This is a genomic window from Paenibacillus puerhi (assembly GCF_009846885.1).
Classification (GTDB): Bacteria; Bacillota; Bacilli; order Paenibacillales; family NBRC-103111; genus Paenibacillus_G; species Paenibacillus_G puerhi.
Genome location: NZ_WUWM01000010.1, coordinates 139,842 through 164,483, shown reverse-complemented (window position 1 = coordinate 164,483; position 24,642 = coordinate 139,842). Strand labels below are relative to the sequence as shown.

Sequence of the window (24,642 nt, the reverse complement as noted above, 5' to 3'; positions counted from 1 at the left end):
AATATGCGAACGGGACAAGCAAAGCTCTATCAGCTCGCAGAGGGCACAACAGCGAGCGGCCCGGCAATTATATTCGTACATGGGCTGCGTGGAGACCCTGACCGCACCTGGCGGAGGAAGAACGCGGCTCACACCCTAGCCGATTTGCTCAGGCAGGATCCTGAGCTGCAGGAAGCGAGCTGCTACAGCTTCGGCTACCGGACCGGACTGTCTCCCTTCCAGTACGATTTCAAGTCCGTAGCTGAGCTGCTTCGTAGCGAAATCCGTGCCCGACTGACTGGGCGTCGTCTCGTCTTTATCGCGCATAGCATGGGCGGCCTGGCCGTTCAACAATATGTGGTAGATCGATTTGAGGCCTCGGATACGGGGGCGCTCGGACAGATCAGGGGAATTGTTTATTTAGCCGTGCCATTCGGCGGATCCGCACTCGCCAATCTGATCCCACGCTGGGCGGCCAACAAGCAGCTGCAATCGTTAAGAAAAAAAAGTCAGCCGCTAAGCCGGCTCGAAGACTCATGGACCCGTTACAGAGCTCATACCGGAGCGAACCCAGAGAACCTTCCTATAGATCAACTAATCCTGCGCGGGGAAAGAGACTTTGCGGTCGCCAAGCTATCCGCTTCCCCTCTGTATGTGGGAGCGGAAGTATGCGCCATTGATGAAACTCACACGGGCATAAGCAAGCTAGATGCCGACCACACTGCATTATTGACGATCAGGCAGTTTATTGCCCGTCAGCTTCGACCTGCTTCCAGAGCCCCGGATCCGTTTGTCCTTCACATCCACGGCTTCGTCAAGCAGCATGAGGTTCAGGAGGCCACGATAAGCTTGGACTGGACCCCCTACTTTCGGGCGACCTCTCCCCGCAAGCTGCCCAGCGATAGCGATTGGATGCATCTGTCCGCCTCCTTGGACCAAGTTTCCACCGAGTGGGCTGGTAGTTGGACGCATCACGGCGGCCGTCTGCGACTTCACGCAAGGCTTAGTCTGCCTGGAGGGATTATGGTGGGAAGCCGCTTCTGTCATACGAGAGGGGCCGTCCTTGAAGTCCAGCAAGACAAGGAATTATGGTCATCCCAGCAAGCTGCGCCGTCCTACCGGGTACACAAAACAGAGCATAATCAGAAATCCAGCCCACTTAGCCGTGTTGCCGTTATCGTACTGAGCGTCTCCAATTCGATAGAGATTCCTGTCCTGGATTTTCTGCAGCAATCTGCTCTCGCCTATCGAAGCTTTCTCTCCCTCGCTCCCCCATCGGGAGCCAAGCAAGATAGCATCGCCAACGCGGAGGAGGCAGTCGCCTTTGCCAAGGAGGTCAAGCGGGAGGCGGATCGTCTTAAAGCGGATGGAATCGAGGAACTGTACTTATTTTTGAACGGCCCCTTTGCGGTGTCTGTTTTCGTCGGCCATTATCTGACTGCGCTCAGTCCGATCCAAGTGTTTGACTACGCGCATCCCGGGTATCGGAAGGCCTGCCGGATCTGATCTGACTGAAGACCGATCCGCGAAAGCCGCCGCTTTAGCCGCAATGCCAGTAACCCGACCGGAGTTCTGCCGGTCGGGTTACTGATTCCAGGTACGGGACGAAGCCCGTTCCTGCTGGGTCAAAGCGACTTCTTATCCGAAGCGCAACGTCCTCTTTGGTATCAAACTTTACAGAAGCTCGCGTCTAAGCTGTTCAGCGGACTTGGGCGACAGGTAGCCAAATGGAATATCCAAAACGGTCTTTGCGCCTGCAAAGCCTTCCTTGGCGTATCTGTGGATAGCTCGGGCATAAGCCACCAGGACGCTTCCCGTAAATTCCGGGTTGCTTGCAAGCTTCAGACCGAACTCGATGACCTGTTGGCTGTTAACCCCCGTTTTGCCGCTGCGAAGCACAAGTCCGCCGTGAGGCATCAAGGAATGCTTCTCTTGGAGCTCCTCGCTGCTGATGAAATTCACCTGAGTATCGTAATCGGCAAAATAATTAGGCATCGTTTTGATCTCTTGCTCGATGCGGGCCAGATCTTCGCCAGGCTCGGCCACAACGAAGCATTCTCTGAAATGCTTATCTCTTGTCGCGAGTACCGGATTTTCTCCTCTTCTTACCTTATTCACCGCTTCTTCATTAGGAATCGTATACTGCACCGCATTCTTCACGCCTTGAATACGTCGTACAGCATCCGAATGCCCTTGACTGACACCCTTGCCCCAGAACGTATATTCATTTCCTTCCGGCAGTACCGCTTCGGCCAGCAGCCGGTTCAAGGAGAACAGTCCGGGATCCCATCCCGTGGAGATCACGCTGGCATGTCCGCTTTTCCGGGCGGCTTCGTCGACAGCTTCGAAATACTCCGGAATCTTGGCATGTCGGTCAAAGCTATCCACCGTATGGAACAAAGATGCGATCTGCGGTCCCTGCTCCGGCAGGTCTGTGGCCGAACCTCCGCATAAAATCATCACATCGATTTTCTCTGTATACTTTTCAATCTCCGATATATGTACGATTTCGGCGGCCGCTGTCCATCCTTCCGGCTGGCGTCTCGTAAAGATAGCGACCAGCTCCATATCAGCGTTTTGCTGAATAGCCGATTCTACGCCGCGACCCAAATTTCCATAACCTACGATTCCGATTTTTAACTTGGACATGTAAATACCCCTATTCCGTACGAAGGCTTGATCGACAGGCATCCGTACATTGTATTGTAAGCTTCCAACGGACGGCAGGAAGGCACCCTACTCCGAGGAGTTGGATGCCTATAAGGCTTCTGCCATTTAATAGCATATTATCATATCAAGTTAGGCTTGTCGAATCAGGGCTAATCAGGGTTCTGCTTTCTTGACGACGGCAGCGTCTACTGCAGATGTATTACTCGTACAATCCTGGCCGCCTGTCCTCGAAGATCGGGATGCGCTTGCGCACCTCGCTCACCAGCCCCAGATCGATCGTGGCCCGGACGATCTGCTCGCTCTCATCGCCCTCGGCAAGTACTTCTCCCCAAGGATCGATCACCATCGAGTGTCCGAAAAACTCGGTCGTCCCGCTGATGCCGACCCGGTTGCAGGAAATCACGAACATCTGGTTTTCGATGGCTCTGGCCTGCAGTAACGTCCGCCAATGATGCAGGCGTGGATGCGGCCATTCCGCCGGCACGAACAACACCTGCGCGCCGCCTAACGCCAGCTTCCGGGATAGCTCAGGGAAGCGAATGTCATAGCAGATCATCGTCCCGGAAGGAATACCGTCCAAGGTAAGCCGACCGATCGTTTCTCCGCTCTGCAAGTACTTCTCTTCATCCATCAGCCGGAACAAATGGATTTTGGAATAGGAAACGGCCTCGCGTCCTTCTCTGTCGAATATGTACGTCGTATTATAGATGCCGTCTTCCCGCTTGACCGCTACAGAACCGCCGTGGATGTTCACTCCGTGCTCCCGGCTGAACGAAGATAGAAGCGCTTTTGTCCGCTCTCCTTCCGGATCGGCCTGTTCCTGAATCCGATCGAGTGCGTATCCGGTATTCCACATCTCGGGCATAATGATGACGTCTGGCTTTGCGTTATCCTGCAAGGATTGATTTAATAATGCTTCCAGCTTGCCGTAGTTGCGCTCGGGCTCTCCGATAGCGATATCCATCTGCAGCAGCGCTACATTCCAAGTCGATTGCGTCATTCTTCTCATCCTCTTCGTTTGCGTTATCTTTATACTATAGTGGAAGCCCGCGACAAGTTCAATGCTCGCTCCCGCTAGGCAGTCCTTCATCCTTTCAAAGGGATCCAGGTTTCGGTCTGCCCCTGCCCTTCCGGCCCCAACACAGGCAGGTATACAGTGCTCCTTTTTCATGATACAGTAAGGCTATCCGACATAAGGGCTTTGCAAGCATACTGAATTTTAGCAATGGAGTGAATCGTCATGAATCCAACTTCCGGGCGCGCCGTCAGCGCCTTTCCTATGCAGCCGGCTGACCGTCTGCAGCAGCTGCCGACCCAATTTTTTGCCAAGCTTGTGCGCAAAGCAAACGAGCAAATCGCGGCTGGACACGATGTCATCAACCTGGGTCAGGGAAATCCCGACCGCCCTACGCCGCCTCATATCGTCAAAGCCCTCCAGGGGGCAGCCGAAAATCCGCTCTACCATAAGTACCCGCCATTTAACGGCTACCTGTTTCTGAAGCAGGCGGTTGCTCAGCGCTACCTGGAGGACTACGGCGTCGAGCTGGATCCTGAGAGCGAAGTCGCGATTCTGTTCGGCGGCAAGACCGGCCTGGTCGAGATCGCCCAATGCCTGCTCAACCCGGGGGATGTCTGCCTCGTACCCGATCCGGGCTACCCCGACTATTGGTCGGGCGTTGCTCTCGCGGGAGCCCGGATGGCCTTTATGCCGCTGAAGGAATCCCATAACTTCCTGCCGGATTACGATTCGCTAACGTCAAGCGATGTCGATAAAGCGAAGCTCATGTTTATTAATTACCCGAACAACCCGACCGGCGCTTCCGCCAACTTGCCGTTCTATGAAGAGACGGTTCGCTTCGCCGCCAAGCATGGCATCGTCGTAGCCAGCGATTTCGCCTATGGCGCCATCGGTTTTGAAGAGCAGAAGCCCGTCAGCTTTTTGCAGGTGCCGGGGGCCAAGGAAGTCGGGGTCGAATTTTATACGCTGTCGAAAACCTACAATATGGCGGGGTGGCGGGTTGGCTTCTGCCTCGGCAACCCCGAGATTGTCCGGATGATCAACCTGATCCAGGATCATTATTACTGCAGCCTGTTCGGCGGTATCCAGGAAGCCGCAGCGACAGCGCTCACCGGTCCGCAGGACTGCGTGAGCGAGCTGGTTAGCGTCTACGCCTCGCGGCGCAGCGCGCTCTACACCGAGCTTGACCGGATCGGCTGGCAGGCCAAGCGCTCGCAGGGCTCGTTCTTCACCTGGCTGCCCGTCCCCAAAGCGTACACGTCCGAGTCCTTCGCCGATCTGCTGCTGAACGAGGCGAAGATCGTCGTCGCTCCGGGCGTCGGCTTCGGCGAGCATGGCGAGGGCTATGTCCGGCTTGGCCTGCTCAGCTCGGAGGACCGTCTTCGCGAAGCGGTGCGCCGGGTGGAGGCGCTGGGTCTGTTCTAGGAAGCTGTTCGCCGATCGACGAAGAAGCTGTCCGCCTTTACAAACCGCTCAATCCCATGATATCCTTAGAAAATAGAAAACGTAATGAAGGGAATAGTAGGAAAGCCCCTGCACGATCAGAGAGTAAATTCCACCGGCTGCGAGAATTTACCGTGAAGACTATCCGAACCCGCCCCTGAACGGCCAGCGAAGAGTTGGACGGCATTCCCTGCCGTTATGAGGGACTTAAAGACGGATGACGGATGTCATCAAGCAAGGTGGTACCGCGGAAGTTACAGGCTTTCGTCCTTCATGGACGGGGCCTTTTTCATGTTTCAAGGCAATCGTCCCAGGACCCGCCTCCTTCATGCGCCTAGTTCTACATCGTACAGAAGAGAGAAGTGTGATTTCTATGCAGCAAGCGATCGTAATCAAAATCGGGAGCAGCTCGCTAACTTCCAGCGAAGGCGGCCTCAACCGGCAACAAATCGATTTTTTCGCCACCGAGCTCGCTTCCCTGCACCGCCGCGGGTATCCCGTGCTGCTGGTAACCTCGGGGGCTGTCGCCGCGGGCTTTCGGGAGCTTGGCTATCCTTCTCGTCCCAAGCAGCTTCATGAGAAGCAAGCCTCGGCCTCGGTCGGACAGGCGCTGCTGATGCAAGCCTACCATGAAGCATTCGGCCGCCATGGCATCGGGGTCGGACAAATTCTGCTTACTCGCTCCGACTTCGTCAGCCGCAAACGGATCCATAATGCCCAGATGACGCTGGAGGAGCTGCTCCGGCGCGGCATGGTCCCCATCATCAACGAGAATGACACCGTATCGGTCGACGAGCTGAAATTCGGCGATAACGATACGTTGTCGGCGCTAGTTGCCAACCTGGTCCGGGCACAGAAGCTCGTCATCATCACGGATATCGACGGGCTTTATACCGGCGATCCGCGCAGCGACGCAAGCGCCCGCCGGATCGATCGGGTTACCGAGATCGATGAGGATCTGTACCAGCTCGCCGGAGGCTCCGGTTCCTCGGTCGGCACCGGCGGCATGCGTTCCAAGCTGGAAGCGGCACGCATCGCGATGCGCGGCGGCATTCCGTTATTTATCGGCCGCGTGACCAGTCCCGGCGATACCGCTCTTGCCGTCGATGGCGATGGAAAAGGCACTTACTTCGATACAACCGCTCACAGCCTGCCGATGAAAAAGCAGTGGCTCGGCTTTCACTCTCAGCCGCAAGGCACCGTAGTCGTAGACGAAGGAGCCGAGCAAGCGCTTGTAGCCGGCGGCCGGAGCCTGCTGCCGGCAGGGGTCCGCGAGGTAGCCGGCGATTTCCACCCCGGCGACGTGATTGAGGTGGTCAACGCCTCGCAGCGGACCATCGGGCGAGGCGTTGTCAACTACGCATCCTGGCAGCTGCAAGCGGTGGCGGGATTAAGCACCGATGAGGTGCAGAAGCGAATCGAGGTTCAGCGAATGGAAGTTATCCATCGCGACGAATGGATCACATTAACGACAGCCGGCAAGGTTAAGGACAGCGCCACGTCCTAATACCGAATGCCGGACCCATTAGAAGGAGGTCATCCCTATGTCTCAAAGCATCATCGATACCCTATCGTCATCCGAGCAAGTATCCGAGGTCTTCCGCAAGGCCTGGCTGGCCAAGGCTGCCGCTCCCCGGCTCGCCCTGCTCAGCACCGAGCAAAAAAATCAGGCGCTGCAGCTAATGGCTGACGCCTTGGTTGAGGAGACTTCCTCTATCATCACGGCTAACGCCCAGGATCTCCACCGCGGACGCGAAAACGGCACCAGCGCATCCCTGCTGGACCGGATTGCCCTGAATGAAACGCGGGTCGCAGCAATGGCCGAAGGTCTCCGCGAGGTAGCCTTGCTGCCCGATCCTGTGGGGGAGGAATTGGAGAGCTTTGAGCGCCCGAACGGACTTTCCATCCGCAAGGTTAGGGTGCCGCTGGGCGTGATCGGCATGATCTATGAGGCGCGTCCGAATGTGACTGTCGACGCGGCGGGCCTTTGCCTGAAGACAGGCAATGCCGTCGTCCTGCGCGGCGGCTCGGCAGCGCTGGAGTCGAACCGGCGTATCATCGAGGTGCTGCACGAAGCGCTCGCGAAGACCGAAATGCCCGCCGATGCACTTCAGCTCATCCTGGACCCAAGCCGTTCCTCTGCCGATGAGATGCTGAAGCTGAACGGCCTGCTTGATGTCCTGATTCCGCGCGGAGGCGCCTCGCTTATCCAGAACGTCGTCAGAAATGCATCCGTACCCGTTATCGAGACCGGGGCAGGGATCTGCCACACGTTCGTCGATGCCAGCGCTGACCCGGATATGGCGCTGCGCATCGCCATCAACGCCAAGGTGCAGCGGCCTTCCGTCTGCAATTCGATGGAGACGCTTCTGGTTCATCGCGATTTTGCCGCCCTCCATCTGCCGGTCATCGCCGAGCAGTTCGTCCAGCAAAATGTCGAGCTCCGCGGCGATGCCGCTGTCAGGGAGCTGATTCCTGCCATAAGCCAAGCAGCCGCCCCGGAGTGGGACGCCGAGTACAACGACTATATCCTTAACATCAGATTGGTGAACAACATCGAGGAAGCGCTGCAGCATATCGCCGACCACGGTACCAAGCATTCCGAATGCATCGTGACCGAGGATGAGGTGAACGCCGTCCGTTTCCTGAACGAGATCGATGCGGCCGCCGTCTATCATAATGCGTCCACCCGGTTTACCGACGGCTTCGAATTCGGCTTCGGCGCCGAGATCGGCATCAGTACCCAGAAGCTGCATGTGCGCGGACCGATGGGACTTCCCGCTTTGACCTCCACCAAGTACGTTATTGTCGGCAGCGGTCAAATCCGCGGCTGACCGCTTTGCTCAGCGAAATCAAAATCAAAGGAGCTGTGCCCTCATGTCCACTACCTGGTCATCCCTGAACATTGCCTTTATTGGCGCAGGCTCCATGGCCGAAGCGGTTATCCGCGGCCTGATCGATCAAGGCGGCATGCGTCCCGAGCAGATTTTTGTAACCAACCGCTCCAACGCCATCCGTTTGCAGGAGCTTGAGCAAGCTTACGGCATACGTCAATCCCTGCAAAGGGAAGATAAGGAACGGGCCATTCGGGAAGCCGATGTCGTCGTCATTGCCTTCAAGCCCAAGGATGCCGTTGAGGGCGTTCGCAGCCTTCAAGGGATGCTGGAGGAACGGCAGCTGCTCGTGTCCGTGATCGCCGGGCTTTCCATCGAGACGATGTCGGGGCTTCTCGGAAACAGAGCTATTCCCGTTGCCCGGACGATGCCCAATACGTCCAGCACGATCGGACTGGGCGCGACGGGACTCAGCTTCTCGTCCGCCGTCACGGAAGAACAGCGCGGCATCGCAGAGCAAATGTTTCGTTCTACAGGTATCGTGAGCGTGGTCCAAGAACCGTTGCTCGATGTGATCACCGGCTTGTCCGGCAGTGGACCCGCCTATATCTACTATATGATGGAAGCAATGATCGAGGGTGGCGTCCAGGGCGGCCTGGACCGCGATGAAGCGCGGCGCCTTACGGTCCAGACCGTGCTGGGAGCTGCCCGCATGGTCGAGACGACCGGCGAGGACCCATCCGACCTGCGACGTAAGGTGACTTCGCCGAACGGCACGACTCAGGCAGCCCTGGAGCTGCTGGCCGGTCGAGGCTTCCCTGAAGCGGTTACGCAAGCCGTCCTTCGCTCGGCTAGCCGAGCGGCCGAGATCGGCTCGGCGCTCGGCGAATCTGCGGCCGCTCCTGACAAAAAAGATTAAAGCAAAGGTGGATTCCGCTTTGAGTGTAACCTCTTATCAATCGTATTGCGTAGCAACTTACCGCTCTTATGACGATAAAGCCGACTTTCAGAAGAAGGCGCTCGGTATCGCTGTCGGCCTGACGGTCGGCAGCTGGACCGACCTGCCCGAAGCGCGCAAGACCGAGATGGAGAAGCATCTTGGGCAAGTCGTCGACGTTAGCATCCACGAGCCGGCGGGCGTCGGACCCGGCGAACGCTACGCCGATATCCGGATTGCCTACCCGGACGTCAACTTCAGCCGGGATATTCCCGCGCTGCTCGTTACCGTATTCGGCAAGCTGTCCATGGATGGGCGAATCAAGCTGATCGACCTCTCGTTCTCGGATGGCTTTTTGTCCGCATTCCCCGGACCGCGCTTTGGACTGTCCGGCGTTCGCGAGCTGCTCGGCGTCCACGAGCGCCCGCTGCTGATGAGCATTTTCAAGTCCGTCATCGGCCACGACCTTTCCGCCCTGCGCGAGCAGTTCTACCAGCAAGCGCTGGGCGGCGTCGATCTGATCAAGGATGACGAGATCTTGTTCGAAAATCCGTTGACGCCTATCGAGCGCCGTGTAGAAGCGTGCATGCAGGCTGCGGCCCAAGCCGGAAGCGAGACTGGACAAAAGCTGCTGTATGCCGCCAATCTGACCGGACCGACCTTCGGCCTTGTCGAGCAAGCCAAGCGGGCTATCGGAGCAGGCGCCAACGCGCTGCTGTTCAATGTGCTGGCCTACGGCTTCGATGCACTCAGCGAACTTAGCCGCCATCCCGACGTAAGCGTGCCGATTATGGCGCATCCTGCGCTGGCAGGCGCCTATTACCCGTCCGCCTATCACGGCATCTCGGCGAATGTGCTGCTCGGCAAGCTGATGAGGCTTGCCGGTGCGGATCTGGTGCTCTTCCCTTCTCCTTACGGCTCGGTCGTTATGCCGCTTGAAGAAAATATGGCGATCAAGGACGCTCTGCTCACGAAGCAGGCGGCGGATTATTCGCTCGGCGCTTCGGCGGAGCAGCCGCTCGGGCTGGCAACGAGCTTCCCCGTCCCCTCCGCAGGCATCCATCCGGGACTTGTGCCCTGGATTCTGCGCGACTTCGGCCGGGATGTCGTCGTGAATGCCGGTGGCGGCGTACACGGTCATCCGCAGGGCGCGGCAGCAGGCGGGCGTGCTTTCCGTCAGGCGATCGAGGCCTGCCTGATCGGGTCTCCTCTGCGTGCCTACGCGGCGGATGGACATCCGGAACTGCAGGCCGCTATCGAGGCCTGGGGGGCTAAGGAATGATGACGAAGGCTAAACGGCGTATCATTTTCTGTGATTTTGACGGCACGATTACCGTCAATGACAATATCGTCGCCATCATGAAGCACTTCAAGCCGGATGGCTGGGATAAGCTGGTCGAGCAGGTCATCAGCAAGGAGGTTTCGGTACGGGAAGGGGTCGGGCGGATGTTCGCCCTTCTGCCTACGTCCCGTAAGAAAGAGATCGTCGATTATGCCATCGGCAACGTGAAGATTAGAGAGGGCTTCGAAGAGCTGCTGGCTTATTGCGAGCGGGAAGACATCCTATTCCTCGTCACGAGCGGAGGCATCGATTTCTTCGTCTATCCGGTGCTGTCCGGGTTTCCTATCCCGCAGGAGCATATCTACTGCAACGGCAGCGACTTCAACGGCTCTCATATCCGCATCCTATGGACCCATGCCTGCGATGAACATTGCGGCAATGATTGCGGAATGTGCAAAACGACCATCATCCGCAGCTATCCGGCGGCTGAATACGAGCGCATCCTGATCGGAGACAGCATCACGGATTTCGCAGGCGCGAAGCTGGTCGACACCGTTTTCGCAAGAGCGCATCTGATCGACCTGTGCGAGGAGCTAAGCTTGAATTACAAGCCGTTTGAAACGTTTCACGACGTGATAACCCATTTGGAGGAGATGAACGCAAGGTGAGCTTCCATCACATTACGTTAGAGGAAAAGCAGCAGGCCTTCGCCGAGCTGCGGGAGATCAAAACGCTGCTCGCAAGCCGCAACTGGTTCCCGGGCACAAGCGGCAACCTGTCGGTCCGAGTCGGACCGTTCGACCGCGAGCAGTTTGCCTTCGCCGTTACGGCGAGCGGCAAAGACAAGTCCGTCCATACGCCATCGGATTACCTGCTCGTCGATCAGCACGGCAAGGCGATCGAAGCGACCTCGCTGCGCCCATCCGCCGAAACGCTGATCCATTGCGAGATCTATAAAGCAACCGGGGCCGGCGCTATCTTTCACGTGCACACCGTGTTCAACAATGTCATCTCGGAGCTGTATGGCAACCGGGGCAGCGTGCCGATCGACGGCGTCGAGCTGATCAAGGCCTTCAACATCTGGGACGAAGAGGCGCAGATCGAGATCCCTATCCTGCCGAACTACGCGGAGATCCCGCGGATCGCGGAGCTGGTCGAGCGTTCCATCCTTCCCCGCATTCCCGGCATCCTTATCCGCAAGCACGGCGTCTGCGCCTGGGGGGCCAATGCCTTCGAAGCCAAGCGGCATTTGGAAGCCTTCGAATTTTTATTCGAGTATGCCTACCGTTTGGCTTTGCTCAACAAATAAACAGCTGAAACACAAAACGACCTTCCGCTGGCGGTGGGTCGTTTTCGTTTTCATTTTCTTTTGAGCGAAGAACCCTTCGCTTGCACAGCAGCCGCTTAAAAATCCTTGCGCCGGAACAGCCACATGCCCAGAGCGAAGGCACATACCGTATAACCAAAGGCATATCCTAGAAATGCATTCGTTGGTACCTCTCCGACATTAAACAATCCCATCCACCGCTGCACATTGACAAGCACGTCCTTGTTTTGAAGGCTAAGCAATTCTGTCAACATTCTCTTCTGGAGCGAGTCGGCCGGCATAAGCAGCGAAATCAGTCCCGCGATGCGAAGCAGCGGCTCGATCGACCTGTCCGCTATTCCTAAGGTGCCCGCAACCTTGTCGATCATGCCCCCCAGCCAGCCTGCGCCATACAACATCGTCAGAACCACGCCGTTGCCGATTGCGGAGAAGAGGCAGGAACCGAGCATCGATACCGATACGAGCAAAGGCACGACTGCGGCAAACAGCAGAAAAGAGATCAGGATGGCCTCCGGACTGCGGGGAATAGCTGCAAACAGACTTGTAATCATCAGAATAGCCATAAATAAAAGAGCGGCATAAGCGATACCGAAGCTCACGAAGCCTAGCCATCTGCCCGCATACCAATGCGTTCGAGGCAAAGGTCTAGGCAACACCGACAGCAGCACGGCCTGCTCTGCTTCTCCCGAGATGACGGAGAACGAACTGAAAATGCTTAGAAAAGCCACTACAAATGAGCCGAAAAAGAAGCCCAGCGAAAGAATCATGCTCCCCCGCCCATAGCTCTCCAACAGAAAGGAAATTCCCTCTTTATCTAAACCGGGCCTCCTCAGTTCAATGCTGACCGCGTTCCCTATATAAGCGAAGATCAGACAAAAGAGGACGGTCATCAATGCCGTGACCAGAACTACCTTTTTTCTCAGCAGCTCCCTCCAGGTCATGAGGATGATCGTCTTCATGCTCGTTCCCCCCTGTGATTAAGCCCGGCAACGGCTCCAACAAACCATTCGTCGAGTCTATTTTTTGATCTACGCGTCTCGTATAAGGTTAAGCCTTGCTCGATCAAGAGGACGTTCAGCCATCCTGCCTGCTCGTCATCCTCGAGGTCCGCCTCCAGCCAGACTTCACCGGATTGGAGAGCGGACATTCGATTGGTATCAACCTGTTTCCCTTTTGTAAGCTCAAGCCTTATCTCCTTCTCCGAACCCCGACCGGTCTCCAAGCCCAGACGAAGATCAATCCCCGATAGCTCCCGCAGCCAATCCAGTACAGGGAGCGTGAACCCGCCTACGCGGAAATGCCAGGTCGTCTTCCCCTCAAGCACCTCGCGGACGGCCCCGGTCTCCAGAATGCGGCCATCGTTCAGCAGCGCTATGCGGTCGCAAAGCGTCTCCACCTCTTCGAGCAGATGAGAATTAAGGAAAATCGTAATGCCTTTTTGCCGCAAACGCTGCAAGAGTTCCCGAATGTCCAGCCTTCCCAGCGGATCGAGCGCCGATGAGGGCTCGTCCAGAAATACGAGCTTCGGGCCGCCTACAAGGGCACAGGCCAGCCCAAGCCGCTGCTGCATTCCTTTCGAATAAAACTTCACCCGGTCCCGACCGCGCCGACCGATCCCGACCTCATCAAGCAGCTCCGGCAAAGCCCGCTTCGTTTCTTCCTTGCTGAGGCCGCATAAAGTTGCGTGAAGCGTAAGCACCTCTTCCCCTGTCAGCCATTCCTGATACCGGTACAGCTCCGGTAAATAGCCGATCAGCCTTCTCGCCTCCAAAGAGCCGATAGGCTGACCAAACAGCGTCGCATGTCCGCTCGTCGGGCGCACGAGCCCGACCAGCATCTTGACGAACGTACTCTTGCCGGCGCCATTGGGACCGAGGAAGCCGAAGGCTTCCCCCTGTTCCACACGCAGTGTAATATCGCGGCAGCCGCGTCCATTGCCGTAATCCTTCGTTAACGCCACCGCTTCTATGGCTGCCTGACTCACGAGTTGATCAGCTCCTTCGTCTTATCGAGCATCGCCTCGCGGCTTGTCAGCGAACCGTTGCCATACAGCTGGATCAATAAGCCATTCTGCACCCACGAAGCGGAATAATACACCGAATTTTCCCAGTCCTGATCCATAATCAGCAGCACATCCGTCGAATCGATCTTCACTTTCTCGGTCTGCTGGCCTGTGATGACCGGCAGAGGTATGCTTCCGCCGCTCGTCATATCGGCGCGGCGCAAGTTCTCCTTGATGTACTCGGGAAGGAGCGGGAAGTCAAGCACAGCCTCCATCGCTTCCGTAATCGGTACGGAACCCTCGACTTCGACGACAGGAACCGGCTGCTGGGATAACGAGTAGCCTCCTTTCTCACGGCCCGGTATCGCATGGAGCTTCGGACCTGTCTTCAGTCTGATCGTCTTGCCGTTGACCGACTCTGGCAGCAGCTTGGTGGCCCCCATGCGCTTCATCGCTTGATTGATCTCCTTCACATTGATCGTAAAAGTGATTTCATCCACGGCCGACAGGTTCAAGCTATAGCTGTCGCTTCTTAGCTCAGCCGGCAGTACAAGCGGACTGCCGATGACCGACTCTGCTTGCTCGGCGCTGACCTTCCCATAATTCATTCCAGTTTGCCGGGTAAACGTCCCGAATTTATTAATTTCTTCCCTCCGGTTGCCGTCGCCTACGGCAGAGTAAAGCAGCCTTTCCAGATCATCCACATGCACTTCCGTAACCTGCTGCATGCGGAACTGGTTCAGCAGCGAGGCAAGGGCCTGATTGCCTGAAGGCGTGGCAATAACCGCAACGCCGATGCATACCGCAGCCGCGATTGCGGCCCATTTGGTATAGCGGATCGCGAACCGTCTTGTACGGCCAGCTCTCGGGTGTGACGATTCCGTGCGACGCTTCCCATTTGCGGAAGAAAAACCGGTGTTTGCTGGGTACAAGGTGGCTGCGCCATCCTTCCCGCTCCTAACCTCTAGGTCATCATTCCGCGAAGCCTCTGGGGCGAAAGCTTCGTCCAGCTCGAATGACGGCAACTCAGCCGTTCCACGAGACCATGCCGTCCACTCGGGCGCACGCTCCTCCGGCTTCAGCCTGGCTTGCAGCTTTTCCCAAGCGATGGCAGTCAGCTCACTCTCCTTGTCAACCTCTTTTACTTGAGGAGACGGCAGCTTCTGTCGATTCTCTATGAGGTCAAGAGGCTTCTGCCTGTTATCTGTATCATTTGACTTAACACTTTGCTCCTTCATACACGTTCAGCTCCTTTCGATGATCATGTGCCGGAGGTTGAACCCGATTCGGCCTGTCGCTTTAACCGGTCGGTAGCACGCTGCAGCCACGATCCGATCAAGGGCGGGTTCACTTGCATCTGTTCCGCAATCTCTGCGTAGCTATAGCCTGAATATCGGAGCAGCAGCACTTGGCGATCCCGCTTCGGCAGCATTTCAAGCCATTCCCTAAGCTCTTGATGCTCCATCCTCTGCAGAAGCTCCTCCTCGCTGGAGGACTGCTGCTGCAGGGTTGTGTGCATAGCTTGCTCCTGCTTCTTCCTAAGAGCCGTCTCCCTGGCCATCTTCCTCATATGATCATAGGCGATACGGGTCAGCACACGCTGGAGCCATGCCCCGATCGCTCCCGGCTCGTTCGGCGGGTTGCGGTACAGCCGCAGGAATACCTCCTGCGCCAAATCCTCGGCAATCGCCTCTTCCTTTAGCAAAGCGATAAGCTTGCGCCTTACGGCAGGATAGTGCGTATGAAACATTTCTCTGAAATAATCGGAATCCGGATGTTCCAATGAAATAGCCTCCTTTCGGCTGCAGCTATATAGAAGACGTACCGAAGCGGGTATTTGTAGCAGGACAGAGTCCGAATTGTGGAATCAACAAAAAAAGACTCCGCCGCTTGCCGCTTGGCCGAAGTCTTCTTCTCTTATGCTATTAGATATGGAGGATACCCGCTGCTGCTCAAGCCTTGCCGTATTCGCTCGGATTCGCTCTCCACGCCTGGAGTGCTGCCACGTCCTGCTCCTGAATGCTTCCCTGCCCGACGGCCACGTTGACCAGCGTCGAATAATTCGTCAAGGTTTCGAACGGAATGCCTGCCTGCTCAAACGCTTCTTTGGCTTTGTCGAACTGGTAGGAGAATATTCCGAGCACGGACAACGCTTCCGCACCGGCGTCATTGACCGCCAGCGCCACCTTGAGCGAGCTGCCTCCTGTCGAGATGAGGTCCTCGATGACGACGGTTTTTTGACCTGGCTTGATCAAGCCTTCGATCAGGTTTTCTTTGCCGTGCCCCTTCGCTTTATCGCGTACGTAGACCATAGGCAGTCCCAGCTTGGCCGCTACCCAGGCAGCATGCGGAATCCCGCCTGTGGCCGCTCCTGCAATAACCTCGGCCTCAGGGAAATTTTCGCGGATCAGCGTAACGAAGCCTTCGGCAATCCGCTCGCGGATTTCGGGATACGAGATCGTCAGACGGTTATCGCAATAGATCGGCGATTTCAAGCCGGAGGTCCAGGTGAATGGCTGCTGAGGACGAAGCGCGACGGCTCCGATAGCCAGCAGGTCGGAGGCAATTTGCTCGGATAGTTGTGAGTTGGTACGAATGGTCGTTGAGCTCATGAGAGATCTCTCCTTCGGTTCAAATAATGTAGGGCAGTCGTGTACAACTAGACAGAAGCTATAATCGCCTCAAGGGCCGCTCTTGGGTCCTGGGCCCCCGTAATAGGTCTCCCGATTACGACATAGTCGGTGCCCTGTGCAAAGGCTTGAGGAGGCGTCATAATCCGCGACTGGTCACCGATGTCCGCTCCAGCAGGACGAATGCCCGGAGTGACGGTGACAAAGCCTGCCCCGCATGCTTGCTTGATACGTACAACCTCCAGAGGAGAAGCGACGACGCCATCCAGCCCGGACGAGCGGACGAGCTCCGCATAGCGGACTACCGCATCCTCCACACTGCCGGCAATGCCGATCTCGTCATTGAGCGTAGCCTGATTCGTACTGGTCAGCTGCGTAACTCCGATCAGAAGGGGACGCTTGCTGCCTGGCCCCGCTCCGGTCATGGCCTTGTCGACTCCTTCGCGGGCGGATTCCATCATCAGCTTGCCGCCTGCCGCATGGACATTGAACATATCCACGCCCAATCTTGTAATGCTTTCGGCTCCGCCTTTAACCGTGTTCGGGATATCATGCATCTTCAGATCCAGAAAGACGCGATAGCCCTTCTTCTTTAGGCTCTGTACGAATTGCGGACCTGCACTGTAGAACAGCTGCATCCCTACCTTCAAGTAGCAAGGGATGCCCTCCAGCGACCGTACAAGCGCTTCTGCCTCCTGTGCGCTCGCATAATCCAGCGCGACGATAATCCTCTCAGCCACGGATGTCTGGTGTTCACTCATAAAACGTTTCTCCTCCCGTCCATAGACGCCATCGGCGGCAGCCATCCGCCTGAAATGTCTCCCATCAAGGGAGTAGCACAGGCCTCCCTGCCGGGAAACGCTGTGCTACTGCGTAAGCGATGATATCGAATTATTCGTGATGTACAGGCATGGCCGTCGACTGGAAGTAGATCGATTCCAGCACGTGCAGCAGCGCTTTGACCGTATCCAGAGAGGTCATGCACACGACGCCGTTCTCCACCGCTTCGCGGCGGATCCGGAAGCCGTCGCGCTCCGGCGCTTTTCCTTTGGTCAACGTATTGACCACAAAGTGTGCCTCGCCATTGCGGATCAGATCCAGAATATTCGGCGTGCCCTCGCTCAGCTTGTTGACTCGCGTGACTCTCAGACCCGCTTCTTCCAGTGCATCCGCTGTCCCGCCCGTCGCAACGATGCGGTAGCCCAAGGTGTAGAAGCCGCGCAGAATGTCGACTGCCTCCGCTTTATCCTTGTCGGCGACTGTCGCGATGATGGCGCCGGTCGGCGGCACCTTCATACCCGAGCCGATCAGCCCTTTGTACAACGCTTTGGCAAACGTTTTGTCGCGTCCCATAACCTCGCCCGTCGATTTCATTTCCGGTCCGAGCGTCGTGTCTACACGGCGCAGCTTGGCGAAGGAGAATACCGGTACCTTGACCGAGACGTAATGATCTTCCGGCCACAGTCCTGTCTCATACCCCATTTCCTTCAAGCTTTCGCCCATGATGACGCGTGTCGCCACGTTAGCCATCGGAATTTTCGTCACTTTGCTCAGGAAAGGCACCGTACGCGAAGACCGCGGGTTCACCTCGATGACGTACACTTCATCTTGATAGATGACGAATTGGATGTTCACAAGTCCGACGATCTGAAGACCGCGGGCGATTTTCGTCGTGATTTCAACAATCTTCGTTTTCAGCTCATCCGAGATCGTCTGTGTCGGGTAGACGGCGATCGAGTCGCCGGAGTGGACGCCCGCCCGCTCGATATGCTCCATGATCCCCGGGATCAGAACCGTATCCTTGTCGCAGATCGCGTCAACTTCCACTTCCTTACCCAGCATATAACGGTCGATCAGAACCGGATGCTCCGGATTGATTTTGACGGCGTACTCCATGTAGCCGAGAAGCTCTTCATCGGAGTAGACGATCTCCATCGCACGGCCGCCAAGGACGTAGGAAGGACGGACAAGCACGGGATACCCGTAGTTGGCTGCCATGCCTACCGCCTGGTCCACCGAAGTCACGGTGCCGCCTGGAGGCTGGGCGATGTTAAGGCCGCGCAGCAGCGCTTCGAATTTCTTCCGGTCCTCCGCCGCATCGATGTTCTCCAGATCCGTCCCCAGAATGCGGACGCCTGCCGCGGAGAGCGGAGCTGCCAGATTGATCGCAGTTTGTCCGCCGAATTGGACGATAACGCCGATCGGCTGCTCGCGCTCGATGATATTCATGACATCCTCGAAGAACAGAGGCTCGAAGTACAGCCGGTCGGACGTGTTGAAGTCCGTCGATACCGTCTCCGGGTTGTTGTTGATGATCACGGCTTCGTAGCCGGCAGCCTGAATCGCCCATACCGCGTGCACCGTCGAGTAGTCGAACTCGATGCCTTGTCCGATGCGGATCGGTCCGGAGCCAAGAACGACAACCTTCTGCTTCGTCGTTTCTTTTACTTCATCTTCCGTCTCATAAGTCGAGTAGTAGTAAGGCGTGGTCGCCTCGAACTCGGCTGCGCAGGTGTCGACCATTTTGTACACCGGCTTGATGCTCAGACCCAGACGGAACGCGCGAACGTCTGCCTCTTGAGTCAGGTTCAATCCTTTGTCCGCCCCGCGGCGCACTTCGGCGATCGCACGGTCTGTGAAGCCTTTGCGCTTCGCTTCCAGCAACAGCTCGGCAGTCAGCTCAGGCGCGAGCAGCTCTTCTTCGAATTTGATCAAGCCCTCCAGCTTATACAGGAACCACCAATCGATCTTGGTCAGATCCTGCAGCTGCTGAACCGAGTACCCGCGGCGCAGCGCTTCGGCGATCAGGAACATCCGCTCATCGTCAGGCTTTGCCAGACGGGTTTCCAGCGTCTCTTGATCCAATTCGTCGGTTTCCTTAAGGAACAGGCGGTGTACGCCGATTTCGAGCGAGCGGATCGCCTTGTGGATCGACTCCTCGAACGTACGTCCGATCGCCATAACCTCTCCCGTCGCTTTCATCTGCGTACCGAGCTTACGGTTTGCAGCTGTAAACTTGTCGAAAGGCCAGCGCGGTATTTTCGATACGATGTAGTCCAGCGTCGGCTCGAAGCAAGCATACGTCTGCCCCGTAACCGGATTGACGATCTCGTCGAGCGTGTAGCCGATCGCGATCTTGGCTGCCATCTTCGCGATCGGGTAGCCTGTCGCCTTGGAAGCCAGAGCGGATGACCGGCTTACGCGCGGATTCACTTCGATGACATAATATTGATAGCTGTGCGGATCAAGCGCGAACTGTACGTTACAGCCGCCCTCGATGCTCAGCGCGCGGATAATTTTCAAGGAAGCCGAGCGCAGCATTTGGTACTCACGGTCGGAAAGCGTCTGGCTTGGCGCTACGACGATGGAATCGCCCGTATGCACGCCGACTGGGTCGAAGTTCTCCATATTGCACACCACGATGCAGTTGTCGTTAGCATCGCGCATGACTTCATACTCGATTTCCTTCATACCGGCGATGCTCTTCTCGATCAGACACTGGCTGATCGGGCTGTAGCGGATCCCGGAAGCTACGGTCTCGCGCAGCTCTTCTTCGTTCGCGCAAATGCCTCCGCCCGTTCCCCCCAGCGTGTAAGCGGGACGTACGATGATCGGATATCCGATCTCATTGGCGAAGTCTACCGCTTCCTGAACACTGGTGACGATCACGCTATCCGGTACCGGCTGCTCCAGCTCGCGCATCAGATCGCGGAACAAGTCCCGGTCTTCCGCCTTCTCGATTGCCGTCAGCTGCGTACCGAGCAGCTTTACATTTTCGCGCTCCAGAACGCCTGCGCGCGCGAGCTCCACAGCCATATTCAGACCGGTTTGGCCCCCCAGCGTCGGCAGCAGGCCGTCCGGGCGTTCCTGACGAATGATCTGGGTGACGAATTCCAGCGTAATCGGTTCAATGTATACCTTGTCGGCCATATTGGTGTCCGTCATGATGGTAGCCGGATTGCTGTTGATCAGAACGACTTCATAACCTTCTTCTTTCAGTGCCTGACAAGCTTGCGTGCCGGCGTAGTCAAACTCAGCCGCTTGACCGATGACAATCGGGCCCGAGCCGATAACGAGAATTTTTTTGAGATCATTATTTTTTGGCATAGGTTAATTCTCCCTTCGAATCGGTGCCGGCTGCTGCCGACCTGGAAGCTTCGAAATCCGCAGCGATTTGCGCCTGGCGAGGCGTCTTCGGCGAATTCCGCTTATGATCGCGGATCAGGTTCAGGAAGTCGTCGAACAAAAAGCTCGTGTCGAACGGACCAGGGGCCGCTTCAGGATGATATTGGACGGAGAAAGCCGGATACTTCTTATGACGCAGACCTTCGATCGTTCTGTCGTTATTGTTAATATGCGTGATCTCAAGCTCCGTGCTCGCGATCGACTCTTCCTTCACCGTATAGCCGTGGTTCTGAGAAGTGATAAAGCAGCGGCCGGAGGCCAGATCCTTCACCGGGTGGTTGCCGCCCCGATGTCCGAACTTCAGCTTCTCCGTATCCGCGCCGCTTGCCAGTGCGAACAGCTGGTGACCGAGACAGATGCCGAAAATCGGGAATTCACTCAGCAGCTCAGCGATCATCTTCGCCGCATGCGGAACTTCCTTAGGATCCCCAGGGCCGTTGGACAGCAGGATGCCGTCCGGAGCCAGCCGGCGGATTTGCTCCGCGCTTGCGTCCTGAGGCACGACGACCACATCGCAGCCCCGCTTCGTCAGATCGCGCAAAATACCGTTCTTTGAACCGTAATCGACGAGCACGATGCGCTCTTTCGTACCGGGCGCGCTGAATAAAGTTTTCGTAGAAACCCGTGCGACCTGATCGGTTACGAGAGGCGTATCCTTCATCTGTTCCAGCAGCTCTTCCACCCGCTTGTTCGAAGTGGTGAGGATTCCCTTCATGACCCCTTGATGGCGGATGCGGCGAGTCAGCATGCGCGTGTCGACGCCGCTGATTCCGATGACTCCATATTCCTTAAGCAAGCTCTCCAGCGAATATTCCGCTCTCCAGTTGCTTGGCACCGCTTCGTGCTCGCGTACGACGAGGCCGTGAATAAAAGGACGGATCGATTCGAAATCATCGCGGGTAATGCCGTAGTTGCCGATCAGCGGATACGTCATCGTGACGATCTGGCCGCAGTACGAAGGATCAGAGATCACCTCTTGGTAACCCGTCATGCCTGTATTAAAAACGACCTCGCCTACCGAGTCGCCTGTGCTTCCGAACGCTTTGCCGGTAAACAAAGTACCGTCTTCCAACAACAATCTTGCCTGCATCGCTCTTCACTCCTTCTGTGAATGGTCTGGCTATATAGTTGGCGAAGGTCCGTCTGATGTCGTCTCTTCGCAGGTTTGTTCCGAAATCGCTATGGACTAAGCGTTCCAGACGATCTTGCCGTCCACCATCGTAAGGGTCGGCCAGCCTTGCAGCTTCCAGCCCGTGAATGGGGTGTTACGGCCCTTCGATGCGAACGATGCCGGATCGACCTCGCGCTCCGTCTCCAGGTCGATCAAGGTCAGGTCTGCCGGCTTGCCCTCCTCGATGGTCCCCCATGGCAGTCCGAATACTTCGGCTGGCAGCTTGGTCATTTTGTCGACCAGAAACTCCAGCGTCCACTGCCCGGTGGCAACGAATTTCGTATAGAGAAGCGGAAAGGCCGTCTCAAAGCCGACTATGCCGAACGGCGCAAGCTGCACGCCGCGTGCTTTCTCTTCCTCGCTGTGCGGCGCATGGTCGGTGACGATGATGTCGATCGTACCGTCCACCAGTCCCTCGATGCAGGCTTGTACATCGCGCGGGGTACGCAGCGGAGGGTTCATCTTCCAGTTGGCATCCATGCCCGGGATATCTTCGTCGGACAGCAGAAGGTGATGCGGGCATACCTCCGCTGTCACTTTGATGCCGATCTGCTTCGCCTGACGGATCAAGCGGACCGATTGCTCCGTACTCACGTGGCACACATGATAATGAACGCCTGTCGCCTCTGACAGTAAAATGTCCCGGCCGACATGGATCGCCTCCGACTCGTTGGGGATCCCCTTCAACCCATGCTTGCGCGAGAACTCGCCTTCCGTAAAAGCCGCGCCCTCGACCAGCGTGTTGTCCTCGCAGTGGGCAATGATCGGCATACCGATCGACGCTGCCTTCGCCATCGCATCCTTCATCATCTGAGCGCTCTGGACGCCGACTCCGTCATCCGTGTAACCGATGACTCCCGCTTCCTTCAGCGCGTCGAAATCAGTCAGCTCGCGGCCCAGCTCGCCCTTGGTGATACAGCCATAAGGGAGCACCCTGACAACGCCATCGGTCTCGGCTTTGTCCAGGATGTACTTCACGGTATCGACTGTGTCAATGACCGGTCTCGTGTTCGGCATGCAGGCGATCGTCGTAAAGCCGCCCTGGGCTGCCGACCGGGTTCCGGTCGCGATCGTCTCCTTATGCTCGAATCCCGGCTCGCGAAGATGCACGTGCATGTCGATCAGCCCCGGCGCGAGCAGCTTGCCCGCCGCATCGACGACCGTATGTCCGTCCGTATCCGGATCAGCTCCCCCGGCCTCTACGATGCGAGCCACTGTCCGGCCCTCGACCAGTACGTGCTTAGTCACCTGTTCATTACCTGCGCCGACGACGCTGGCGTTCAGTATCCAAATGCCCATGAGGAACCTCCCGTTAGTAGATGGTGTGTTGAAGCTTATAGTAGAAGCAATTGTCCGGCAACTGCCGAATATCGTGTCTGGAGTCCGGCCGGCCTCTAGCTCAAAGCCCGCTCGATGACGGCCATCCGGATCGGAACTCCGTGGCTCATCTGCTCGAAGATTTTCGACTTCTCGCATTCGACCAGCTCGTCGTCAATCTCGACATTGCGGTTGAACGGAGCCGGATGCATGATGATCGCATGTCGAGCCATCCGTGATGCCCGCTCCGTCGTTAGCCCGTAAGCGGCCCGATATTCCTCGGCCGAGCCAAACACCGTTCCTTCGTGGCGCTCGAGCTGTACCCTCAGCATCATAACCACGTCGGCCTGCAGCGCCTCGTCGATCGTGACGTAAGGCGCATGCTCGGCCAATTCCTCGGCCCTCATCGTCGGCGGCGCGCAAAAGCTTACCTTAGCGCCGAGCGTTTGGAGCGCCCACAGGTTGGAGCGCGCTACGCGGCTGTGCTGAATATCGCCGATGATGGCAACCTTCAGTCCTTTGAACTCGCCGAATTGCTTGCGCATCGTATACAGATCAAGCAGCGCTTGTGTCGGATGCTCGTTGTTGCCGTCCCCGGCATTGATCAAGGGAACCTTGATTTTAGCAGCCAGCTCCTGCAGCAGACCGTTCGGCTTCATCCGGATGACTCCGGCATCGATCCCCATAGATTCAAGCGTCCGAACCGTATCATAGATGGATTCGCCCTTCTGTACGCTGGAAACCGCAGCTGCAAAGTTCAATACTTCAGCGCCGAGGCGTTTTTCCGCGACTTCAAAGGAGAATCGGGTGCGGGTGCTATTTTCGAAAAACATATTGGCGACGAAGCGGCCCTGCAGATGACCTTTCACCTTGACGGGATATTGTTCCCAATACGCCGCCCTATCCAGAATCGAGAGCAGCTCACCCTCGCTCAACCCTTTTGTGCCTAGCAAATGCTTGCCGGATTGAAGCAGCTGTGTCATTCGCTTGCCCTCCTCTGTCCTGTAATGATCACTTGGTCGGCTTCGTCCGATTCGACCAGCTGTACCTCGATGCTTTCCATTCGTGAGGTCGGTATATTTTTACCGACGTAGTCGGGCCGGATCGGCAGTTCGCGGTGGCCCCTGTCGACAAGCACGGCCAGTTGGATCATCTGAGGCCTACCCAGATCCATCAGCGCATCCATCGCTGCCCGAACCGTCCTTCCCGTATATAGCACATCATCTACCAGAATGATTTTTTTATTATGCACGGCAAGCTCTTCCTGAACAGGGTCGGCCGCCTGCCCGCCGCTCAAAGCGCCGACCTTCTCCAGCGAGACGGTTCGGTCATCGCGGTAATCGGTGACATCCACCTCGCCGACCAGTACCGTGGCCTCCTCGATTTCGTGAATCTTGTCGGCTATCCTCCTGGCGAGATGAATGCCGCGGGTGCGTATGCCTACGAGGATGCAATCCTCGAAGCCTTTATTACGCTCCAGTATCTCGTGAGCGATCCGCGTTAACGCCCTCCGAATCGCCGTCTCATCCATCAGAACGTGATCCGTTTGCTGCATAGTGCTCAGGCCTCCTGTCCGCTGTTGCTTTCTGTCGATAGTCACGGCAAGACACAAAAAAACCTTGCCGTTTAGACAAGGTTGCGTGCACGGAAAAAGAACAAGTCCGTCGGAAAATCATCCGGCAGGCAGCGCCTGTCGGAGCGCTCCAGCATGGACCGTTCGATTCATCGTTCACCTTGTCAGCCTCACGGGACTGCGTTTAAAGGTGCTTTTCAGTTACCAGCATTATCCCACGTAGAGCGCCGAATGTCAATACATGTCGAACGCGTTTTTTATGAAAACCCCCTCC

The 24,642-nt window shown here is 56.9% G+C and carries 21 protein-coding genes and 1 other annotated feature; of the genes, 8 read left to right on the top strand and 13 right to left on the bottom strand.

Features of this window, described 5'->3' with window-relative positions; all coding sequences use genetic code 11:
• Positions 1-3: 3 nt before the first annotated feature.
• Positions 4-1,485: an alpha/beta fold hydrolase gene (locus GSF01_RS11495; protein ID WP_159884045.1), complete on the top strand. Its 1,482-nt coding sequence runs from the start codon at positions 4-6 to the stop codon at positions 1,483-1,485.
• Between the two features lie 168 nt (positions 1,486-1,653).
• Here the strand turns inward: GSF01_RS11495 and GSF01_RS11490 are convergent, their stop codons facing one another.
• The gene (locus tag GSF01_RS11490; protein WP_159884043.1) at positions 1,654-2,628 is read right to left on the bottom strand and encodes a diaminopimelate dehydrogenase; all 975 of its coding nucleotides are present in this window, start codon (positions 2,626-2,628) and stop codon (positions 1,654-1,656) included.
• Between the two features lie 220 nt (positions 2,629-2,848).
• Positions 2,849-3,649: a carbon-nitrogen family hydrolase gene (locus GSF01_RS11485; protein WP_159884041.1), complete on the bottom strand. Its 801-nt coding sequence runs from the start codon at positions 3,647-3,649 to the stop codon at positions 2,849-2,851.
• A 240-nt stretch (positions 3,650-3,889) separates the two neighbouring features.
• Between GSF01_RS11485 and GSF01_RS11480 the strand changes: the two genes are divergently transcribed.
• The 7 genes from GSF01_RS11480 (at position 3,890) to GSF01_RS11450 (ending at position 11,472) form a co-directional block, all read left to right on the top strand.
• Positions 3,890-5,092 carry a pyridoxal phosphate-dependent aminotransferase gene (locus GSF01_RS11480; RefSeq protein ID WP_159884039.1) on the top strand — a complete coding sequence of 401 codons (1,203 nt, stop codon included), beginning with the start codon at positions 3,890-3,892 and terminating at the stop codon, positions 5,090-5,092.
• Positions 5,093-5,167: 75 nt separating this feature from the next.
• Positions 5,168-5,385, top strand: a binding site (T-box leader).
• A gap of 98 nt (positions 5,386-5,483) precedes the next feature.
• Complete coding sequence (proB, locus tag GSF01_RS11475) at positions 5,484-6,617, top strand: glutamate 5-kinase (protein WP_235941413.1); 1,134 nt, start codon at positions 5,484-5,486, stop codon at positions 6,615-6,617.
• Between the two features lie 37 nt (positions 6,618-6,654).
• Positions 6,655-7,944 carry a glutamate-5-semialdehyde dehydrogenase gene (locus tag GSF01_RS11470; RefSeq protein ID WP_159884035.1) on the top strand — a complete coding sequence of 430 codons (1,290 nt, stop codon included), beginning with the start codon at positions 6,655-6,657 and terminating at the stop codon, positions 7,942-7,944.
• Between the two features lie 43 nt (positions 7,945-7,987).
• A complete protein-coding gene (gene proC / locus GSF01_RS11465) occupies positions 7,988-8,863 on the top strand; it encodes a pyrroline-5-carboxylate reductase (RefSeq protein ID WP_159884033.1) in 876 nt (291 codons plus the stop codon).
• A 19-nt stretch (positions 8,864-8,882) separates the two neighbouring features.
• Complete coding sequence (locus tag GSF01_RS11460; protein ID WP_159884031.1) at positions 8,883-10,163, top strand: 2,3-diketo-5-methylthiopentyl-1-phosphate enolase; 1,281 nt, start codon at positions 8,883-8,885, stop codon at positions 10,161-10,163.
• Positions 10,163-10,831, top strand: a complete 669-nt coding sequence (locus GSF01_RS11455; protein WP_159884103.1) for a 2-hydroxy-3-keto-5-methylthiopentenyl-1-phosphate phosphatase — start codon at positions 10,163-10,165, stop codon at positions 10,829-10,831. Before GSF01_RS11460 ends, GSF01_RS11455 begins: the two co-directional genes overlap by 1 nt.
• Entirely contained in the window at positions 10,828-11,472 is a 645-nt protein-coding gene (locus GSF01_RS11450; protein ID WP_159884029.1) for a methylthioribulose 1-phosphate dehydratase, read from the top strand. Before GSF01_RS11455 ends, GSF01_RS11450 begins: the two co-directional genes overlap by 4 nt.
• Before the next feature lie 95 nt (positions 11,473-11,567).
• On the opposite strand, the gene GSF01_RS11445 is transcribed toward GSF01_RS11450, so the two are convergent.
• The 11 genes from GSF01_RS11445 to pyrR all read right to left on the bottom strand — a co-directional run bounded on the left by GSF01_RS11445 (position 11,568) and on the right by pyrR (position 24,350).
• Positions 11,568-12,449 carry an ABC transporter permease gene (locus tag GSF01_RS11445; RefSeq protein ID WP_159884027.1) on the bottom strand — a complete coding sequence of 294 codons (882 nt, stop codon included), beginning with the start codon at positions 12,447-12,449 and terminating at the stop codon, positions 11,568-11,570.
• Positions 12,446-13,474: an ABC transporter ATP-binding protein gene (locus tag GSF01_RS11440; RefSeq protein ID WP_159884025.1), complete on the bottom strand. Its 1,029-nt coding sequence runs from the start codon at positions 13,472-13,474 to the stop codon at positions 12,446-12,448. The genes GSF01_RS11445 and GSF01_RS11440 overlap by 4 nt, the downstream gene beginning before the upstream one ends.
• On the bottom strand, positions 13,471-14,730 hold the full coding sequence (locus tag GSF01_RS11435; RefSeq protein WP_159884023.1) for a hypothetical protein: 1,260 nt from the start codon (positions 14,728-14,730) through the stop codon (positions 13,471-13,473). Before GSF01_RS11435 ends, GSF01_RS11440 begins: the two co-directional genes overlap by 4 nt.
• A gap of 23 nt (positions 14,731-14,753) precedes the next feature.
• Positions 14,754-15,275, bottom strand: a complete 522-nt coding sequence (locus GSF01_RS11430; protein WP_159884021.1) for a sigma-70 family RNA polymerase sigma factor — start codon at positions 15,273-15,275, stop codon at positions 14,754-14,756.
• A gap of 169 nt (positions 15,276-15,444) precedes the next feature.
• The gene (gene pyrE, locus GSF01_RS11425) at positions 15,445-16,104 is read right to left on the bottom strand and encodes an orotate phosphoribosyltransferase (protein WP_159884019.1); all 660 of its coding nucleotides are present in this window, start codon (positions 16,102-16,104) and stop codon (positions 15,445-15,447) included.
• Between the two features lie 47 nt (positions 16,105-16,151).
• Positions 16,152-16,883, bottom strand: a complete 732-nt coding sequence (gene pyrF / locus GSF01_RS11420; protein ID WP_159884017.1) for an orotidine-5'-phosphate decarboxylase — start codon at positions 16,881-16,883, stop codon at positions 16,152-16,154.
• Between the two features lie 130 nt (positions 16,884-17,013).
• Complete coding sequence (gene carB / locus GSF01_RS11415) at positions 17,014-20,229, bottom strand: carbamoyl-phosphate synthase large subunit (RefSeq protein WP_159884015.1); 3,216 nt, start codon at positions 20,227-20,229, stop codon at positions 17,014-17,016.
• A complete protein-coding gene (gene carA, locus GSF01_RS11410) occupies positions 20,216-21,397 on the bottom strand; it encodes a glutamine-hydrolyzing carbamoyl-phosphate synthase small subunit (RefSeq protein ID WP_159884013.1) in 1,182 nt (393 codons plus the stop codon). The genes carB and carA overlap by 14 nt, the downstream gene beginning before the upstream one ends.
• A 96-nt stretch (positions 21,398-21,493) precedes the next feature.
• Positions 21,494-22,777 carry a dihydroorotase gene (locus tag GSF01_RS11405; protein ID WP_159884011.1) on the bottom strand — a complete coding sequence of 428 codons (1,284 nt, stop codon included), beginning with the start codon at positions 22,775-22,777 and terminating at the stop codon, positions 21,494-21,496.
• Between the two features lie 95 nt (positions 22,778-22,872).
• Positions 22,873-23,778, bottom strand: a complete 906-nt coding sequence (locus GSF01_RS11400) for an aspartate carbamoyltransferase catalytic subunit (RefSeq protein ID WP_159884009.1) — start codon at positions 23,776-23,778, stop codon at positions 22,873-22,875.
• Positions 23,775-24,350, bottom strand: coding sequence for a bifunctional pyr operon transcriptional regulator/uracil phosphoribosyltransferase PyrR (gene pyrR, locus GSF01_RS11395; protein WP_159884006.1), 576 nt, complete (start codon positions 24,348-24,350; stop codon positions 23,775-23,777). Before pyrR ends, GSF01_RS11400 begins: the two co-directional genes overlap by 4 nt.
• Between the last annotated feature and the right edge of the window lie 292 nt (positions 24,351-24,642).

Bases quoted from the DNA above. Each gene is read 5' to 3' on its own strand.
- GSF01_RS11495 (WP_159884045.1), top strand. From the start codon at position 4: ATGCGAACGGGACAAGCAAAGCTCTATCAGCTCGCAGAGGGCACAACA.
- GSF01_RS11490 (WP_159884043.1), bottom strand. From the start codon at position 2,628: ATGTCCAAGTTAAAAATCGGAATCGTAGGTTATGGAAATTTGGGTCGC.
- GSF01_RS11485 (WP_159884041.1), bottom strand. From the start codon at position 3,649: ATGACGCAATCGACTTGGAATGTAGCGCTGCTGCAGATGGATATCGCT.
- GSF01_RS11480 (WP_159884039.1), top strand. From the start codon at position 3,890: ATGAATCCAACTTCCGGGCGCGCCGTCAGCGCCTTTCCTATGCAGCCG.
- proB (WP_235941413.1), top strand. From the start codon at position 5,484: ATGCAGCAAGCGATCGTAATCAAAATCGGGAGCAGCTCGCTAACTTCC.
- GSF01_RS11470 (WP_159884035.1), top strand. From the start codon at position 6,655: ATGTCTCAAAGCATCATCGATACCCTATCGTCATCCGAGCAAGTATCC.
- proC (WP_159884033.1), top strand. From the start codon at position 7,988: ATGTCCACTACCTGGTCATCCCTGAACATTGCCTTTATTGGCGCAGGC.
- GSF01_RS11455 (WP_159884103.1), top strand. From the start codon at position 10,163: ATGACGAAGGCTAAACGGCGTATCATTTTCTGTGATTTTGACGGCACG.
- GSF01_RS11445 (WP_159884027.1), bottom strand. From the start codon at position 12,449: ATGAAGACGATCATCCTCATGACCTGGAGGGAGCTGCTGAGAAAAAAG.
- GSF01_RS11435 (WP_159884023.1), bottom strand. From the start codon at position 14,730: ATGAAGGAGCAAAGTGTTAAGTCAAATGATACAGATAACAGGCAGAAG.
- pyrE (WP_159884019.1), bottom strand. From the start codon at position 16,104: ATGAGCTCAACGACCATTCGTACCAACTCACAACTATCCGAGCAAATT.
- pyrF (WP_159884017.1), bottom strand. From the start codon at position 16,883: ATGAGTGAACACCAGACATCCGTGGCTGAGAGGATTATCGTCGCGCTG.
- carB (WP_159884015.1), bottom strand. From the start codon at position 20,229: ATGCCAAAAAATAATGATCTCAAAAAAATTCTCGTTATCGGCTCGGGC.
- carA (WP_159884013.1), bottom strand. From the start codon at position 21,397: ATGCAGGCAAGATTGTTGTTGGAAGACGGTACTTTGTTTACCGGCAAA.
- GSF01_RS11405 (WP_159884011.1), bottom strand. From the start codon at position 22,777: ATGGGCATTTGGATACTGAACGCCAGCGTCGTCGGCGCAGGTAATGAA.
- GSF01_RS11400 (WP_159884009.1), bottom strand. From the start codon at position 23,778: ATGACACAGCTGCTTCAATCCGGCAAGCATTTGCTAGGCACAAAAGGG.
- pyrR (WP_159884006.1), bottom strand. From the start codon at position 24,350: ATGCAGCAAACGGATCACGTTCTGATGGATGAGACGGCGATTCGGAGG.